Annotated in this window: 9 protein-coding genes and 1 pseudogene; 8 read left to right on the top strand and 2 right to left on the bottom strand. The window is 64.1% G+C overall.

Features of this window, described 5'->3' with window-relative positions; translation table 11 throughout:
* Window position 1: 1 nt before the first annotated feature.
* From ABFA30_RS11420 to ABFA30_RS11385, 8 genes and pseudogenes are all read left to right on the top strand, one after another.
* Window positions 2–571: a GNAT family N-acetyltransferase gene (locus ABFA30_RS11420; protein ID WP_253091283.1), complete on the top strand. Its 570-nt coding sequence runs from the start codon at window positions 2–4 to the stop codon at window positions 569–571.
* Window positions 568–2,694: a capsular polysaccharide biosynthesis protein gene (locus ABFA30_RS11415; RefSeq protein ID WP_225788195.1), complete on the top strand. Its 2,127-nt coding sequence runs from the start codon at window positions 568–570 to the stop codon at window positions 2,692–2,694. The genes ABFA30_RS11420 and ABFA30_RS11415 overlap by 4 nt, the downstream gene beginning before the upstream one ends.
* 3 nt (window positions 2,695–2,697) lie before the next feature.
* Window positions 2,698–3,741 carry a phytanoyl-CoA dioxygenase family protein gene (locus tag ABFA30_RS11410; protein ID WP_225788196.1) on the top strand — a complete coding sequence of 348 codons (1,044 nt, stop codon included), beginning with the start codon at window positions 2,698–2,700 and terminating at the stop codon, window positions 3,739–3,741.
* Window positions 3,742–3,894: 153 nt separating this feature from the next.
* Complete coding sequence (locus ABFA30_RS11405; RefSeq protein WP_225788197.1) at window positions 3,895–4,803, top strand: LysR family transcriptional regulator; 909 nt, start codon at window positions 3,895–3,897, stop codon at window positions 4,801–4,803.
* Window positions 4,804–5,110: 307 nt separating this feature from the next.
* A complete protein-coding gene (locus tag ABFA30_RS11400) occupies window positions 5,111–6,082 on the top strand; it encodes a PDR/VanB family oxidoreductase (protein ID WP_410045448.1) in 972 nt (323 codons plus the stop codon).
* A gap of 33 nt (window positions 6,083–6,115) precedes the next feature.
* Window positions 6,116–7,180, top strand: coding sequence for a Rieske 2Fe-2S domain-containing protein (locus tag ABFA30_RS11395; RefSeq protein ID WP_410045447.1), 1,065 nt, complete (start codon window positions 6,116–6,118; stop codon window positions 7,178–7,180).
* 37 nt (window positions 7,181–7,217) lie between these two features.
* Window positions 7,218–8,219 carry a hypothetical protein gene (locus ABFA30_RS11390; protein WP_410045446.1) on the top strand — a complete coding sequence of 334 codons (1,002 nt, stop codon included), beginning with the start codon at window positions 7,218–7,220 and terminating at the stop codon, window positions 8,217–8,219.
* Window positions 8,220–8,489: 270 nt separating this feature from the next.
* Window positions 8,490–9,712: pseudogene (locus tag ABFA30_RS11385) on the top strand (solute carrier family 23 protein); the annotation flags it as partial.
* Between the two features lie 19 nt (window positions 9,713–9,731).
* Here ABFA30_RS11385 and ABFA30_RS11380 read toward each other — a convergent pair.
* Both ABFA30_RS11380 and ABFA30_RS11375 read right to left on the bottom strand, forming a co-directional pair.
* Complete coding sequence (locus tag ABFA30_RS11380; RefSeq protein WP_225788201.1) at window positions 9,732–11,081, bottom strand: aminotransferase class I/II-fold pyridoxal phosphate-dependent enzyme; 1,350 nt, start codon at window positions 11,079–11,081, stop codon at window positions 9,732–9,734.
* Window positions 11,082–11,089: 8 nt separating this feature from the next.
* Entirely contained in the window at window positions 11,090–18,601 is a 7,512-nt protein-coding gene (locus ABFA30_RS11375) for an SDR family NAD(P)-dependent oxidoreductase (protein WP_410045445.1), read from the bottom strand.
* Between the last annotated feature and the right edge of the window lie 64 nt (window positions 18,602–18,665).

The raw sequence follows: 18,665 nt of genomic DNA, 5'->3' as shown, positions 1-18,665 counted from the left end.
GGTGGTACGCATCGTCCTGGGCGCGAACCTGGCAGCGGAACGTGCTGCCGACCCGGCATTGGCGCGCCTGCTGACCCAGGGGCGCGGCTCGCTGGCGTTCCTGATCGGCGACACGGCCTGCCGCCATCGGCTGCTCGGCGCGAGCATCCACTGGGACCGTGTGCTGCTGGCCTTCGAGGGCGACCAGGTACTGGGCTTTGCCGCCTTCAAGCATCATCGGCGCGGGCCGTTCGCCCTGCACTGGCGGCCGTTCATCCGTGAGTTCGGCTACCTCGGCGGTTGGCTGCGCTTCGCCGGCTTCTGCCTGAGCGAGCTGCGCGAGTGGCGCTACCCGTTCCTGCTGTATGGCCTGCGGGTAGACAAGCCCGCACGCGGCCGGGGCGTGGGCTCGGCGCTGGTCCAGGCCTGCTGCGCCCATGCCGCCGCCGAGGGCTTTGCCCGGGTCGACCTGGAAGTGCCGCTGGACAATCCGCGCGCGCGCCGCCTCTACCTGCACAATGGCTTCGCCCTGCGGCGCAAGCGCTGGGTGCCCTTCCCGCCGGTGCGCGGCATGTGGAGGGCGCTGCCATGAGCGAACGTCTGGGCAGCCCGGTCGCGGTACCCTCCCTGGTCGACGGCCCCGGCTGGATCGGCATCATGTCCCAGTGGGTGGCATGGAAGGTCCTGCACCTGCCGCAGTTCCTCGGCCCCGAGGGGCCGCCCTTCTGGCTGTGGCGGCGTGGCCGCAAGGCACCCAAGGGGCTCAAGGCCATCGCCGGGATCGGCTACAAGGCCTCCTCCGCCCATGCCCGGGTGCTGTGCCAGCGCTGGGGCCTGCCGTATATCGCGCTGGAAGACGGCTTCCTGCGTTCGTCGTCACTGGGCATCGAGGGCGACACACCGATGTCGATGGTGGTCGATCCCATCGGTATCCATTACCTGGCCGACCGGCCATCGCTGCTGGAAAACATCCTCCAGTCCCCTGAGCGTCTGGGCGAGGACGAGCTGGCCTGCGCCCGTGAGCTGATCGCGCTGATGCGCAGCAGCGGTATCGGCAAGTACAACAATGCCCAGGATCTGCCCGCCGACGACCCGCTGGGCCGCGAACGCCCGCTGGTGCTGGTGGTCGACCAGACGGCGGGCGATTATTCGATCCCCGGTGGCGGGCTGTGCGAAGCCGACTACGTGCGCATGCTCGACACCGCCCTGGCGGAAAACCCCGATGCCGATGTGCGAGTGCGCATCCACCCCGACTGCCTCGGTGGGCAAAAACCCAGTTGCCTGCTGGCGGCGGCGCAGACCCGCGGAGTCACCCTGGAGGCACGCCCGGTGTCGTGGGCATCGCTCGCCCGGCGCGCGCGGCGAGTGTACATCGGCACCAGCCAGGCCGGCCTGGAAGCGCTGATCCAGGGGGTGCCGGTCACCTGCTTCGGCCTGCCGTTCTATGCCGGCTGGGGGCTGACCGACGACCGCATGGCGATCCCCCGGCGCCAGGGCCGGCCAGACCTGGTGCAACTGGTGGCGGCGGCCTACGTGCGCTACTGCCGCTATGTCGACCCGCTCACCGGCCAGCTCACCGACGCCCTGACCGTGGCCCGCCAGTTGGCACGCAAGAAGGCCCGCGACGCGGCGTTCGCCGGCCCTACCACGGTGATCGGCGTCAAGCGCCACAAGCGGCACAACATCCGCCGCTTCTTCGCCAGCCGCTGGGGCCAGTTGCGTTTTGCCGTGGATGGGCCAGGACTGGTGCAGCGGGTGGCCGCCGAACAAGGCCGCCTGCTGGTCTGGGCGGCGCGCGAACCCGCTGGCCTGGCCCAGCGTGCCCGGCAGGCCGGGGTGCCGTTGTGGCGGGTCGAGGACGGCTTCCTGCGCTCCATCGGGCTGGGGGCGACCAACAGCCCGGCACTGTCGCTGGTGCTCGACCGCGGGGGAATCCACTACGATGCCGCCTCGGCCAGCGACCTCGAGCAACTGCTGCAGCACGAGGCGTTCGATGCCGCCAGCCTCGCCGAAGCCGCGCAGTTGCGGGCGCACATCGTCGCCAGCGGTACCAGCAAGTTCAACCTGCGCCAGGGGCCGCAGCCAATGCTGCTAGGCCGGCCGGGGCAGCGGCGCCTGCTGGTGGTCGGCCAGGTCGAGGATGACGCCTCGACGCTGTGCAGCGGTGGCGGCCCGGGCTGCAACCTGCGCCTGTTGCAGCGCGTACGCGCCGCTGCGCCCGCTGCCTGGATCCTGTACAAGCCACATCCGGATGTCGAGGCCGGCAAGCGCCTGGGCCATATCGCCCCGCAACAGCTGGCGGGGCTGGCCGACCAGGTGCTCGACGGTGTCGACATCGCCGTGCTGTACGGTCAGGTCGATGAGTTGCACACCTTGAGTTCCACAGCCGGCTTCGAGGCGCTGCTGCGCGGCCTGCCCGTGGTGACCTATGGCACACCTTTCTATGCCGGCTGGGGGTTGACCCACGACCACCAGCCAATGCCGCGCCGCACCCGGCGCCTGACCCTGGACCAGTTGGTAGCCGGCGCCTTGTTGCGCTATGCGCGCTATGCCGACGTCCAGCAAGCCCTGCCCTGCGATGCCTGGCACGCCCTCGCCTGCCTGTCGACGCCGCGCCCTGTGCGGCTGGCCGAACACGCCCGAGTGGCGCCGTTGCTCAACTACACCTGGACCATGCTCGGCTGCGGCCGGCCACTGGCCCCATCAAAGGACTAGACCATGCCTGTTTCGATCAAGGACATCGGCCGCTACGCGGCACTCCCCTGGCATTGCCTGCAACTGGCGACCCATGCCAAATCCTTCGAGAACAACCCGTTGATCGGCAGCCGTCGGCTCAACGCCCTGGGCCTGCATGTGCAGCGCCGCCAGTTGGCCATGGGCATGGCCGCGTTGCGCCGGCGGGCTTTGGCGTCGCGGCTGGATGCCCGCGAGCGCGAGCATTTCGAGCAGAACGGTTTCTTCATCCGCGAGAACGCCTTGCCGGCCGAGCAGTTCGCCGCGCTGCGCGCCGAGCTGGGCGCGCTGCGCAGTACCGGCTGGGAAATGCGCCAGGGCCGTGCGGTGACCCGCCGGGTCAGCCTCGACCAGGACGTGCTGGTGCACAATCCGGCCAGCGCGGCCTTCGTCGCCGACCGTGGCGTACGCGACCTGATCGCCTATGCCTCGTCCAACAGCGGTGGCATCACCTATCAACTGCAATCGATCATCATCGACGCCGCCAATGCCGACCAGGACCCACAGACCCGCCTGCATGCCGACACCTTCCACCCGACGGCCAAGGCCTGGTTGTTCCTCGACGACGTGGCCGATGACCAGGGCCCGTTCAGCTATGTGCCCGGCTCCCATCGCCTGACCCCGGAGCGCCTGGCCTGGGAATACCGCCAGAGCCTGGATGCCGCCCGCTCGGGCGAGCAGATGCACCGCGAAGGCTCGTTCCGTATCGACGAGGAGCAACTGGCGGCCCTCGGCCTGCCCGCCCCGCGCCGCTTCGCCGTGCCCGCCAACACGCTGGTGGTGGCCGACACCTCCGGCTTCCATGCCCGTTGCGCCAGCCGCCAGGCGAGCCATCGGGTGGAGATCTATGCGAGCCTGCGGCGCAACCCCTTCATCCCCTGGCGCGGCGCGCACCTGTTCGCCCTGCCCTGGATCGCCAACCATCACATGCGCTGGGATATCCGTCTCAAGCGGCTGATGGGGTTCGACAAGCGCAGCCACTGGCGTTTCATCGAGCAATTGAATGCCTACGAGGCGCCGCATATCTGAACGACCAATGATGTGGCTTGCAGGCCTGTGCAGGGCCTGCTTGCACCCGCCATTTGGGGCTTATGCAATCTTGCGTGCGACGGCACGCCCGACCATACTCGCCCCCATCCAAACAAGCGTGTTAAAAACGCAAGGCGTTAAGGCGGCTACACCTTGAAGATCCATGCCCGCTCTTTACTCTATTTTGAAAAGATTCGTCAGTGCCATTCCATTCGAGAAGCCGCACGCCAACTGCATGTCGATGCCTCAGCCGTCAACCGCCAACTCATAAAACTAGAAGAAACCTTAGGGGCAGAAGTCTTCGAGCGCCTGCCGTCCGGGCTGAAGCTTACCGAAGCGGGCCGTTTATTGGCGCAGCACCTGGTCACGGTTTTTCAAGACGAGCAGCGGCTCAAAAGCGAACTCGAAGGGTTAAAAGGCATTCGCAGCGGGAACATCAGCGTCGTTTCGGTCGAGGGGCTCAATGAAGACTTCATGCCGGTTGTGATCGAGAAAATGATCTCGACCTACCCCGGTGTGAAAATAAACTGTCGATTCGATGGCTCAGCCAATATTGCCCGGCTGATCGAAGAGGGTGAGGTGGATCTGGGGCTGGCGTTTTCCATCCCGTCAGAAGCGAACCTTCAATGCTGTGCAGCGGTCAATTTGAAGCTGGGCGCAATCGTACAGCCAAGCCACCCGTTGGCTAGCCGGGTCGACATCACCTTTGCCGATTGCCTGGCATACCCGCTGATTCTGGGGACACCGGAGATCGCTATCTATTCCCTGATGCAGCCGTTGCTAGAGGGACACCAAGGCTGCGCCAATGTGCTGCTTCAGACCAGCTCGCTGGTCATGATGAAGAAGCTCGCACAACGAGGAATGGGCGTGGCGTTTCAAACCAGGCTAGGGATGAAAGCAGAGCTCCAGGAGGGCTCGCTGGTACATCTACCGTTGCGCCCACCCAGCGCAGTGGAGGCGAAGCTTGGCGTCTACATTCGCAAAGGCAGGGCTCTATCTCCGTCGCTCGCCGCCTTCGTCAACATCGTCAGCGAACTCTTGCGCGCCTACGAAACGGCGTAGCGCCGATTGACGGCCGTGCGATGCAAAAAATACAGCGCAGCAGTGTTTATTTAGCACTTTTCGCATCACCCACCTCGTTTTACCATTTGCCTAGACGCAGACGGCTCTATCAACGTGTCTTGATCGATAGATGTGATTGCCTGGCGCCTGATCATGACAGGCTTGTCGCCTTTTAAGTACTGAAGCATCTCTACGCCTCTTGAAACTCCAGGAATATTTTTATCGCCTGGAGCCCCTCTACCTGTGCCTTCTGTGTGGGCGCGACGGTAGCGCTCGACTTGAGTTCAACGTACCCCGGAGATAAAGAATGAATTCGAATAAAGAATATCCCCTTCGACTGATCGTCTCGGAAGTACGGCAACGCTCACCCGAAATTAAATCATTCATTCTAAAGGCTGCAGACGATTCCCTGTTGCCTGTATTTTCGGCCGGCGCACACTTGAAAGTGTGTGTCCGACTTGAAGACGGTCGCACTGATGAAAGAGCCTACTCTTTGGTCAACAGTGACAACCCATCGGGTTACTACGAAATCGCCGTAAAGCGAGAAGATGCAGGCCAGGGTGGCTCGAGGTACATGCACGGTCTTCGCGCCGGGGATCAAATACTGGCGGGCACGCCAAGGAACGACTTTGCCTTGCTCGACACGGAACACCATGCGGTTCTGATCGCAGGCGGAATCGGGATCACGCCCATTCTATCGATGGCTCGAATATTGACGCGCAACAACAGCAGCTTTGAACTGCATTACGGTGCGCGCGAGCCCGCGATGATGGCGTACCGCGCTGAAATAGAACATCTGGTGCCACAGGCAAGCCTTTACTTTGACCAAGGGCCGGCACCTCGAACAATGTCACTGGCTGCTTTGCTAGGCCCCCATGATAAATCCCGGCACGTCTACGTGTGTGGGCCCAAGCCGCTACTGAATGCCGTGATCGCCACCGCGGCGGAGCTCTCCTGGCCGTCGTCGCATGTGCATTTCGAATTGTTCGGCAGCAGCGGCCATCAGTCGGACCAGCCTGTGGAACTCGTTCTGCGCCGGAGCGGGCGAGTCCTCCATGTACCTGCGTCGCAAAGCCTGCTCGATGCAATGCTCGAAGCGGGACTCGATCCACTGTTTGATTGTAAGCGCGGCGAATGCGGTGTGTGTGCGCAGACGGTACTGACCGGCACCCCAGATCATCGCGATTACGCGTTATCCGAAGATGAGCGTCACAACGAAAATAAAGTATGCATCTGTGTGTCCCGTGCCACTAGCCCACGCTTAACACTGGATGCTTAAACCGTCAGTGTGCCCTAACGTGAGGAGATAAGAATGAGCAGCTTCGTTAAAAACGGGTGGTATGTCGCAGCCTGGAGCCATGAAATCTGTCGCACACTACTGGCCCGGACAATTCTGAATGAGCAAATTGTATTTTACCGTCGCGAAGATGGGCAGCCCGTTGCCTTGATGGACCGCTGCCCCCATAAGCTTGCGCCTTTATCGCTCGGCGAGCTGAAGGGGGACGAGCTTCAGTGTGGTTATCATGGCATGACCTTCAATTGCAAAGGTCAATGCTCGCACATTCCCGGCCAGGCCAGCATCCCCCCTAACGCCAAAGTGCGAGCGTTTCCGCTATTCGAGAAATACAATGCCGTTTGGATCTGGATGGGCGAACCTGCGCTGGCCGACCCTGAAAAAATCATTGACATTCCGCACTATGGCGATAAAGGCTGGGGCTTGGTCGACAACCAATACCTGTACTTCAAGTCAAACTACTTGAACATTACGGACAACCTGGTGGACCCCGCCCACACCACCTACGTTCATAAAAACACTATCGGTGGGACCGATGGCGCTGAAGTGGGAGTCAAAGTCGAGCAAGGTGATGACCATGTCTTGGCTTACCGTTGGATCAAAAATGCCGCGCCTGTCCCTTTGTTTGAAAAAATGGGTAACTTCAAGGGCTTGACCGATCGCTGGCAATATTATTACCTGCATATGCCATCGGTTTCCTATGTAGACTTTGGCGGGATAGACGCCGGTGTCGAACCCACCGAAGAAAACAAAGATCGTGGCTTGCGCTCATTCAGTTTCAACTTCTTGACCCCAGAAACAGAACGCACGACCCACTACTTCTGGCTTCACCTTCGCAATTATCATCCTCATGATACCCGCGTGGATGAAGAAGTCGCCGAACTGATGACCTTGACATTCAATGAAGACCTGGAGCTGTTGACCCACGTCCAGGCCCAGCAAGAGATAACCGGGGTGCGCGAGTATGTTCGCCTGGGCATCGATAATGCCCCCGTGCGCATCCGTAAGATGATAGAGCGCCTGCAAGCGGCTGAGCGCAGTGACGTGCCAGCCCAGATCGCTGTCCAGACCGTCGACGCGTGACGTTCGTTTATTAAAAACAAATACAAGAGAGAACAGCATGGAATTTTCAGTAGGCTGCAATGGTCGCGGTGTACAACACCTTGAGCCCGTTTCGGTGGACGAGCAGTTTCGAATGATCAAGGAGTCAGGTGTCTTCGACCACTTCGATCGCATGCCGCAGCCCGGCGAAGAATCTGAATACCTGCGTGCCTCCAACAAATACGGCATTCCTATTCGCACAGGCCTCTGGTCATATACTGCAGGTCGTGATGAAGCGCTACTGGTCAAGAACTTGAAATTGTGCAAAGAAGCCGGCGCTGAATTTCACAACATCATGCTTTACACCAAGCATGCGCAAGGCCACACCCTGACAGACAATGAAATCGTCGACTTTTACCTGCACGCCCACGAGGCCGGCGAAACAATCGGCATCACCATCGGCTTTGAAGTTCATATCTATATGTGGACCGAAGACTTCCGCCGCATTAGCCGGGTGGCCAAACAGGTGAGCGCGCGCGGAGTCCCTTTCAACTTCGTGCTCGATCATAGCCATGTACTGCTGAAAGTCGATTGTCTCGAAGAGCAGGATGTCAGCGGCATTCGCGGTGACATCGAGTCGGGCCAGCTGGTGATCGACCCGTATGAACCAGGCAATATCATCGACGAATGGATCGGCATGAACATGACACACTGGTTGCAGATTCGTCCGGTCTCGCCGCAAGGACCAAAGAACATTTGGCAGCTCAAGGACGGTGGGACCTACGGTCGGGCGTGCCAGTATCCATTTTTCCGACCAGCACCGGGCGAGTGGCATTTGCCATGGCGAGCGTATCGGGTCGAACCCTGCAAGGATGTTGTGCGCAGAGTATTGCGTCATCATCGCGACACCCCCGACAGCCCACTGCGATACATCACGACAGACATGATCGACATGCCTGACTATGGCGGCGGCGTTAAATACTCTTTGTTTGAGCAAAACGTGGCAATTGCAGAGTGGTTCCGCGCGACATGGGAGGAAATAAAGGCTGAAAAAAATCCGACTGACTTGCGCTCGATGTGATTTACCTCATGAGGCGAGGAGAGCCGATACGCTCTGCCATCGTTTACTGAGGCCCACTTGTAAACGTTGAATACCGTCTGCAGCGACATGGCTTCGAGCCATCTGATGTTTGCTCGGGGCCAGTCGCAATACCTTGACTGGCAAAATAACGTTATCCCACGCGCCACACTCACATAAAAAGGAGCTCACGCCTTATAAGCCTGACAAGGTCGCTATACATATGTTTCTGGATGATCGGCTATTTTCATAATAATACGAGGTTCGAACTCCATGACTACGCCTGCAGCGCAACGACCTGAAGATGAAAGACTTGGCATAGGCCCCAATGTGGTTTACGGGCTGCAACATGTACTGACCATGTACGGCGGCATGGTCGCCACCCCACTCATTCTGGGTCAGATTGCCGGACTGACACCCAGCGAAATAGGCCTGCTCATTGCTGCAACCTTGTTCACCGGTGGCTTGGCTACCTTGCTGCAAACGATAGGCCTCCCGTTTTTCGGCTGTAGATTGCCCCTGGTTCAAGGCGTTTCCTTCGCCGGCGTGGCCACCATGGGCGCTATTCTGACCAGCGGATCAGGAGGTATGCCGGCAGTGCTCGGGGCCGTCATGGCAGCTTCGCTCTTTGGCCTGTTGATCACACCGATATTCTCCCAGATCATCCGCTTCTTCCCGCCGCTGGTCACCGGCATCGTCATTACCTCTATCGGCCTTTCCCTGCTTCCGGTCGCGGCCCGCTGGATCATGGGCGGCAACAGCCATGCAAGCGATTTCGGCAGCATGGCCAATATCGCCCTGGCAGCCGTCACCTTCCTCATCGTCCTCATTCTGAGCAAGCTGGGGATAGCTGCGATTTCGCGGCTGTCGATCTTGCTGGCGATGGTCATCGGCACCCTCATCGCGACCGCCGTGGGCATGGCCGACTTCACCACAGCCGTCGACGGCCCGCTCCTGGCACTACCCTCGCCGTTTTAGTTCGGTATGCCGGTTTTCGAAGTCGCCGCTGTTCTATCGATGTGCATCGTCGTCATGGTCATCCTGGTGGAAACCTCTGCCGATATTCTCGCGGTCGGTGAGATCATCAATACCCCGGTGGACACCAAGGTCCTGGGCAACGGCCTACGTGCCGATATGCTGTCGAGCCTGATTGCGCCAGTGTTCGGCTCATTCACCCAGAGCGCCTTTGCCCAGAATGTAGGGCTCGTTGCCGTAACAGGCATCAAGAGCCGCTTCGTCGTGGCCACTGGCGGGGTATTCCTGGTGGTGCTGGGGCTACTGCCGATCATGGTGCGACCATCTTCCATTCGGGGATCAGTTCGGCGGCAATCCTGGCCATCTTGATGAACCTGGCGTTCAACCATTGGCTCAAGTCCCGCACGGACGGCCAATCCGTCATCGTCGCTGCGTCCGAGCGTACCCTGCGTGTGCGGGACATTGCCGCGCTGCGTGAGGGCGATTACTTCCAGGGCGGCAAGTTGTATAGCGTCCTGGGGCGGCACTGGCGAGCCCCTCTCACCCCAGCTTTGCCATCTCCTCGGCAACGATCGCCACGGTCTGGCGGATCTGCTCCTCGGTATGCTCGCACGAGACGAAGAACCGCACCCGCGCCGCTTGCTCCGGCACTGCCGGATACAGGATCGGCTGGGCATTGATTCCCCGGTCGAACAATGCACTGGACAACCGCCCGGCCTTGAACGAGCTGCCGGTGATCACCGGGATCACCGCCAGGCCCGTGCTGGTCGCGGTGTCCAGCCCGACCTCGCGCGCCAGGCGCAGGAACAGCTCGCCCCTGGCTTGCAACGTAGCCACGCGCTCGCGGCCGCTGGCCAGCAAGCGCAACGCGGCCAGGGCCGATGCGGTGACGGCGGGCGGCATGCCGACACTGTAGAGAAACCCCGGGGCCAGGAACTTCAGGTGCTCGATCAGCGCCGTGCTGCCAGCGATGTAGCCACCGCAACTGGCCAGGGTCTTGCTGAGCGTCCCCATCCAGATGTCCACGTCATCACCCGACAGGCCGAAATGCTCGCGGATCCCCTTGCCAGTGGCGCCCATCACGCCCAAGGAGTGGGCTTCATCGACCATCAGGAAGACCTTGTGCCTGCGCTTGAGCTCGACGAAACGCGGCAGGTCGGGGTAGTCGCCGTCCATGCTGTAGATGCCTTCGACCACCACCAGCACACGCTCGAAATGCTGACGCTGCTCGGCGAGCAGGCGCTCCAGCGCCTGCCAGTCGTTATGGGCGAAGCTCAAGCGGCGGGCACCAGACAACTGGATACCCTGCAGCACGCTGTTGTGGATCAGCTCGTCGTGCAGCACCAGGTCACGCGGGCCGAACAGGTAGCCGATGGTGGTGACGTTGGTGGCATGGCCGCTGACCATCACCACCGCATCGTCGACCTGGTACAGGTTGGCCAGTTCCCTTTCGAGCTCGCGGTGCAGCGGCCGGTCGCCAGACACCGGGCGGCTGGCCGAAACCGAGGTGCCATAGCGATCGATGGCGGCCTTGGCCGCTTCAACCACCTCGGGATGGCCGGAGTACCCCAGGTAGTTGTAACTGGCGAAATTGAGGTACTGCCGATCGCCGATACAGGTCTGCGCCCCGGCAGTGCCCTGGTGCAGGCGGAAGAACGGGTTGGCCAGGCCAAGCTGTCGCGCACTCTGCTGGATCACCCGCAACTGCTGGTAGCCAGGGTGCTGGTCGAAGCGGTAGAACGCCTCGGGCACCTTCAGGCTCGCCTGCTGCGCCTGCTCCAGGGTCGCACCGGCGGCATCCCGGCCCTCGCTGCGACGGCGCGCCAGTGCTTGCTGGATCAGGCGTTGCTTGGTGTCGACCGCCAGGCCGGTCGGCGTCGTTGCGCTCATGAAGTCTGTTACTCGATCAATCGATTGGGCGCCGCACTGGCATCGGCCAGTCCGGCATTGAGCTCGGCCATCTGCTCGCGGGTAAGCTCGCTACCGTGGCGCGACAGCAGGTTCTCGGCCAGGTTGGCCGGCGCAGCCTCCTCGCTGGCGTCGCCACGCAGCAGCTCCAGCAGGCGCACGCTGAGCTTGTCGATGCTGGAACTGTCGCTCAGCTCCATCACCGGCAGGCGGATACCGAAACGCTCCTCCAGGGCCACCACCAGTTCCACGCTCATCAACGAGTCCAGGCCCAGCTCCTGCAGCGGGCGCTGGGTGTCCAGGCGCGCCGCGGGCAAGCGCAGGATCTCGCAGACTTCGTACTTGAGCATCTCGGCGAAACGCTCCAGCAGTTCGGCGTCATCCAGCTCGGCGAGCATGCGCTGGATGTCCTCACCGTCGTTGTCGTCTTCCTGGTCGCCACCATGGGTACGGGCCAGTTCAACGAAACGCGGCGTGGCAGCGCTGGGCAGGAAGCGCGACAGGGCCTTCCAGTCCAGCTCCAGCACGCCGATGCCATCGTCGCCCTCGAGCAGCATGCGCTCGAGCTGCGCCAAGGCGACCTCGGCACGCAACGCGGCGCCACCCATCCGGCTTTGCAGGGCATCCTTGATCTGCGTGTTGCGCGCCAGGAAGCCAACGTCGTCGATGGCCCCCCACAGCACGGCGGTGGCCGCCAGCCCCTGGCTGCGGCGATGGCGCGCCAGGGCTTCGAGCCAATGGTTGGCGGCCACGTAGTTGGCCTGCCCGGGGTTGCCGAACAGGGTGGTGGCCGAGGAGAACATCACGAAGAAGTCCAGCGCCAGCCCACGGGTCAGCTCGTGCAAGTGCTGGGCACCCTGGGCCTTGGGTTGCAGCACCCGGCGCAACTGCTCGTCATCCAGGTTGCGGATCAGGCTGTCGTCGATGACCGTCGCGGCATGCACCAGGCCGCGCAGTGGGTAGGCGCTGGCGGCGATGCGCTCGAATACCGTGCGCAGTTGCCCGGCATCGGTGATGTCGCAGGCCACGGCCTGCACGTCGAGGCCCTGGGCCTGCCACAGCGCCAGGCTCGGTTGCGCCTCGACGCTGGCCGGCCCACGACGCCCCAGCAGCACGAGGTGGCGAGCGCCCTTGTCGATCAGCCACTGGGCCGTGCGCAGGCCGAAACCGCCCAGCCCGCCGGTGACCAGGTAGGTCGCCTCGCCAGACAGGCGCAAGGCTGCGGCTGGGCGCTCGCGGGTATCGACCCGCTGCTCGATCGGGTTGCCGTAGGTCACCACGATCTTGCCGATCTGCCGGGCCTGCTGCATGTAGCGGAAGGCCTCGACGACCTGGTTGGCATCGAACTCGCGGAACGGCAACGGGTGCAGGATGCCTTGCTCGAACAGCGCCATCATGTCGGCGAACAACCGCCGGGTGAGTGCCGGGCGCTCGCTCATCAACTGGTCGGCATCGATGCCGAAGTAGCTGATGTTGTTGCGGAACGGTCGCAGGCCGATGCGCGTGTTCTGGTAGAAGTCGCGCTTGCCCAGTTCCAGGAAGCGGCCGAACGGCTTGAGCACGCGCAGGTTGCGGTTGATCGCCTCGCCCGCCAGGGAGTTGAGCACCACGTCCACGCCCCGCCCGTCGGTGTCGGCGAGGATCTGGTCGGCGTAGGCCAGCGAACGGGAGTCGTACACCTTGTCGACCCCGAGCAGGCGCAGGAAGTCGCGCTTCTCGTCGCTGCCGGCGGTGGCGTAGATCTCGGCGCCACACCAGCGGGCGACCTGGATCGCGGCGATGCCCACGCCGCCGGCGGCCCCGTGGATCAGCACCTTCTCGCCAGGCTCCAGGCGCGCCAAGTGGTGAAGGGCGTAATAGACGGTGAAGAAGGTGCTGGGGATGGTCGCTGCGGCCTCGAACGACATACCCTGCGGAATACGCGCCACGGCGTTGGCGTTGGTCACCAGGCGCGTGGCGAAGCTGCAGGGGCCGAAGCCTACAACCCGGTCGCCTGGGGCGAAGTCGCCCGGCACCTGGGCCCCCCTGCCCTGCACCACACCGGCGAACTCGAAGCCCAGGGTCGGGCCGGAGAAGCCATTCTCGATGGCCTCGTCGGACAGCAGGCCAAGGGCGAACATCACATCGCGGAAGTTCAGACCCGTGGCGCGCACGGCGATGTCCAGCTCGTCCGCCGCCGGCTGACGCGGTGGACGTACTTCCCAGCGCAGGTTGCGCAGTTGGCCAGGCAGGTCGAAGCCCAGGCACACCCACTGGCCGTCGTCGGCCTGGGCCTGTTCGCGCAGCACGCGCAGGCGGGGTACGTAACGCCGGCCTTCGGCGTCGAGCGCCAGTTCGGTCTCGGCGTCGGCGTGCAGCAGGGCCGGCACCAGGCGCTCCACGCGCGCGCCGTGCGCCAGGTCGAGCAGGCGCACGCGGCAGTTGCCCGATTCATTGGCCAGGGTACGGCCAAAGCCCCAGAGCGCGGCATCGGCGATGGACGCCAGGCTCTCGGCCTCGGCGCCCGCATGCCAGTGCATGGCCGCGCCACGGGTCAGCAGCCAGCATTGCGGGGCAACGCCGAGGGCTTCGCAGGCCTGCACCAATGCCGCAGCCTGCATGCAGCGTGCGGCCTGGCCCTCCAGGCCTGCGTCGCTGTCGAAGCCCGCCAGGTGCACCAGGTGCTCGGGAGGCTGTTCGAGGGCCCGCAACTGCGTCACCAGCGCCTGGGCATCGCCCGGCTGCAGCAGGCTGACCTGCTGGCCTTGCTCACGCAGGAGGCTGGCCAGAAGCTCGGCAGCCTCCTGCCCGGATTCGGCCAGCAATGCCCAGCGCTGCTGTGCGACCGGTGCTCGGCTGGCCAAAGGAGTGGCCGGCTTTTCGGCTAGCAGCAGGTAACTGCCGCAGGCGTTGCCCGGCAGCGCTTCGACAAGTTGCGCCGGGCCAAGGCCGTGGCGTTGCAGCTCGTGGCTCCAGAACGCCGGCGCCTGCTGACGCGACAGGGCCTGCTGCGGACCGGCCAGCCACCAATCGGCCTGGGCGCCGAAGACGAACTCGGCCCAGCGGGCGGGGTAATGGGCGAGCAAGGCCAGTTGGCCATGCGGGTTGAGTTGGTGGGCGGCCAGGCGCAGGGCCTCGCCGAGGGTGGCCAACGGCGCCAGGTCGGTCGGCACCAGCACCCAATCGAATGCGCCAGCGTCGGCCAATTGCTCGAGGGCGAGGACCTGCAGGGCCGGGCATTCGTCGCGCAGGCGCTGCTCCAGCTCCGGGGCCTGAACGCAGTAGCAATAGTCGACCCGGTCGAAGTCGATGCCTGGGTACAGCAGCTCGGCGAACGACGCCGCGCCGAAGCCAAACTCCAGCACGCGCAGGCGTTGCCCTGCGGGCAATGCGGCCAGGCGCTGGGCCAGGGTTTCGCGCACACCGCTCAGCAGGCGCTGCTGGCCAGCGGCGCCGAGGACCATGCGGGCCAGGCTGGCGGCACTGGTTTCTCGCGGTTGCAGCTGGTCGATCGCCTGGCAGCCGTCGAGCAGGGCTTTCAAGTGGCGGCCGATACGCCCCACCGAATGAATGATCTGGAAGCATTCCGGGTAGCTGTGGAACAGCTCGCGCCAGATGGCCTCGGACGCGGGGCGCGGTGCCGGGTCGGCCAGCTGCCAGCTGCCGTCGGCAGCGCACGACAGGCTGCCGTCCTGCTCGCCATGGCGCAGCAAGGTCGCCAGGTAGTCGTCCGGCACGCCTTCGACCTGCGACCAATGCGCCAACTGCTCGGCGCCCAGGCTGCCGCCGCAGTGTTCGACGAGGTCCTGGACGAAGCTCGAGCAAAGGGCATCGAGCAAGGGCTCGACCTCATCGAGGTAGCGCGCCTGCAGCGGGTCGTCGGCCAGGCCCTGCAATTGCGCCAGCAACGGCGTGGCAGCCTGGGCATGGCGTTGCAGCGGTACCACCTGGCCAGGCGCGGCAATGCCGACATGGGCCAGGCGCTTGACGTCGTTGGAGCGGTCGCGCTGCAGGCGCACGCCACGGAAGCGCGCCTCCTTGATCGCCAGCACGGCCTCCCCGGCAGCGTCGAAGAGGGTGAAATCCACCAGCAGGGAATGCGCGGTGCGCTTGAGCTGGCGAACCTCGGCCAGGCACGGCACGCCCTTGCCCACGGCATAGGCGATGCGGCCAAAGCGCACCGGAATGAACGCCAGCCCCCGGTTGCTGCCGGGCTGGTCGACCAGCAGTTCGGTGATCAGCTGGAAGGCGCCGTCGAGCAGCGCCGGATGCACATGCAGGCTGGCCAACTCGGCCTCGATGACCGCCGGCGCCTCGAGTTGCGCGAGGATGCGCGCCGGCTCCACCCAGGCCGCCGCCACGGCCTGGTAGGCCGGGCCGTAATTGAGGCCGACCGCACGGGTCAGGGCCAGGTGCCGTTCGCTACTGTAGTCGGCCGGGCGCTGGGGCAAGGCCGGGGCGCGCGCGTCGAGCAGGACGCCACGGGCTTCGCCCGGCAGGCGCGCGACCACATGCTGTACCCACTCTTCACGCTGGGCCAGGGTACGCGAGGCGATGCGCAGGGTGCCATCGGCCTCCTCGAGGGTGACACGGACCTTCTTGCTGCCCTCGCTGGCGAGCAGCAGCGGGTTATGGATCTCCAGCTCCTCGATATCGACGTACTCACCCGGCTGTTGCACCAAGGCCACGGCCAGGGCCAGCTCGGTGAAGCCGGCCCCCGGGAACAGCACCGATTCACCGACCTTGTGGTCGGCCAGGGTGGGGAAACGCTGGATGTCGAGCTGGCTCTCCCAGGTCAGGGCATGGTCGGCCAGCGGATAGCCCAACAGCGGATGCAGGCTTGCGCGCTGCAGCACGCCGAACGACTCAGCGCTCACCGGCAGTTGGAAGTGGTCATGCTGCCAGGCGTAGTTGGGCAGTTGCACGGGATTGCCCGCGACCGGGAAATGCACCTGCCAGTGCGGCTCGATGCCGGCGATCAGCAACTTGGCCAGGCTACGCTGCAACAGCACCGGACTGTGGTCGTTGCGCAGCAGCGTGGCGATCACCTGCCCCGGCTGTTCGCGCTGGGCCAGGGCGTCGACCACATAGCCGCGCAGGATAGGATGCGGGCCGACTTCGACGAAGACATTCAGGCCCTGCTCCACCAGGTTGTCCATCGCGCCCTGGAACAACACCGGGAAGCGGATGTTCTGCCACCAGTACTGGCTGTCCAGGCGCAGGCCATCGAGCTGGCCGCCAGTCACCGTGGAGTAGAACGGCAGGCTGGCGCTGCGTGGGCGGATGTGCGCCAGGTCGGCGATGACCTGCTGCTCGATGACATTCATCGCTGGCGAGTGGAACGCGTAGTCCAGGCCCAGACGGCGGACGAAAACCTGCCGTTCGGCAAGGGCCTGCTCGAGCTCCGCCAGGGCCTCGACATCACCGGCGACGGTCGCGCCACGGGCGCTGTTCTCACCGGCCACGACCAGGCGCTCGGCCAACTCCAGTTCGACGAGCAGCGCTGCGGTGGCTTCGCCGCTCAGGCCGACAGCGCTCATCTGGCCGCAACCACGGGTCAGGCCTTGCAGGCGGCTGCGGTGGTAGATCACCTGGGTCGCGTCTTCCAGGGTCAGGGCACCACAGGCCCAGGCGGCGGCCACTTCGCCGACGCTATGGCCGACCACGGCTACCGGCTGCACGCCTTGTGCGGCCAACACACGGGTTACCGCGACCTGCAAGGCGAACAGTGCCGGCTGGGCGATCTCGGTGAGCGCGTAGCGGTCGTCACCATGCTCGCCGCGCAACTCGGCGCGCAGCGAATAACCTGCCAGCGGCTCGAAGATCGCATCGACGTCCGCCAGCGCCTCGGCGAACACCGGCTCGTCGAGCATCGCCCGCCCCATGCCTTGCCACTGCGAGCCGTTGCCGGAGTAGACGAAGACCGGGCCGTTGGCCTGCTCCAGACCAACACCGGCCTCGAGCACCGAGCTCAGCTCGCTGAGGCTCGGGTCCTGGGCGTAGTCGGCCAGCGCCTGGGCAGCCTTGGCCGGATCGGCCTCGACCAGCAGCAAACGATGGGGCAAGGCGTCGCGACGGAACATGGCCTGGTAGGCCACGTCGTAGTAGCAGGCATCGTCGTGGCCGGCCAGGTAGTCGGAAAAACGCTCGGCGTTGGCACGCAGCCCCTCGGCCGTCTTGGCACTGAGCAGCAATGGCAGCGGCCGCGCCTGCGGCGCAGAAGACGATGGCGCTTGCGGCTCGGCGCTCTGCAGGATGACGTGGGCATTGGCCCCGCCGAAGCCGAAGGAGTTGACACCAACGGTCAGTTGCCCCTGCGCCTTGAGCGCCAGGGGCTCGCTGACCACTTGCAGGTTGAGCCCGGCAAAGTCGATGTTCGGGTTGAGCGCCTGGATGCCGATGGTGGGCGGCACGACACGCGCATGCAGGCTGTACAGGGCCTTGACCAGGCCGGCGACACCGGAGGCCGCCTCGAGGTGGCCGAGGTTGCTCTTGACCGAGCCGATCGGCAGCGGGTTGCCATCGCCACGCGCCTGGCCGAGCGTCTCGCCAATGGCACGGGTTTCCACCGGGTCGCCAACGGCCGTTCCGGTGCCGTGGGCTTCGAAGTAGTCGAGCTGCGCCGGGTCGATGCCCGCCCGGGCATAAGCGCTCTCGAGCAACGCGGCCTGGGCTTGCGAATTCGGCAGGGTCAGACTGGACTTGCGGCCATCGGTATTGACCGCGGTCGCCGCTACCACGGCGAGGATGGGGTTGCCATCGGCCACGGCCTGGTCGTAGTCCTTGAGCAGGAACAGGCCACCGCCTTCGGCACGCGCATAACCATCGCCCCGTTCATCGAACGACTGGCAGCGGCCGCCGCGCGACAGCATGGTGGCCTTGGCGAAGATCATGAAGCCGAACGGGTGCATGTGCAGGCTGATTCCACCCGTCACGGCCTGGTCGATATCACCGTTGAGGATGGCCTGGCAGGCTTGGTGGAAAGCTACCAGGGACGACGAACAGGCCGTGTCGATGGCCATGCTCGGGCCACGCAAGTCATAGAAGAAGGACAGGCGGTTGGCGGCAATGCTCATGGTGTTGCCAGTGGCGGAGGCACCGTCGATCGATGCCAAGTCCTCGACCAGCCGATAGGCCTGCTCAACCCCCGCGATGCCCAGGTACACACCGCAATTGCTGCCCCGCAGGCTGGACGGCTTGACCCCGGCGTTCTCGAAGGTTTCCCAACACATCTCCAGGAGCATGCGCTGCTGCGGGTCCATCATCGCCGCCTCGCGCGGCGAGATATTGAAGAAGCCTGCATCGAACGCGCTGATATCCCCCAGGGTACCAGCGGCGAAGGTGTAGCTCGTGGCAGGGTGAGCCTTGTCTGGGTGCAGGAACTGTGCGTGGTCCCAACGCGAAGGATCGACCTGGGTCACCAGGTCGCGTCCATTCATCAGGTTTTGCCAGAAAGTGCTGGAGGTGGAGCCCGGAAAACGGAAAGAACAACCGACAATTGCTACCTGTTTACGCTTAATCAAAACCTATTCCTTTAAAACGCTTCCGAGCACCGCCCCATCCTGCGGACAGCCGGTATGTCTGGCC

The sequence above is a fragment of the Pseudomonas sp. HLMP genome (genome assembly GCF_046365545.1).
GTDB classification, from domain to species: domain Bacteria; phylum Pseudomonadota; class Gammaproteobacteria; order Pseudomonadales; family Pseudomonadaceae; genus Aquipseudomonas; species Aquipseudomonas guariconensis_B.
Note: the sequence above shows the minus strand (reverse complement) of the source record. Positions and strands in the feature narration are given on the sequence as shown.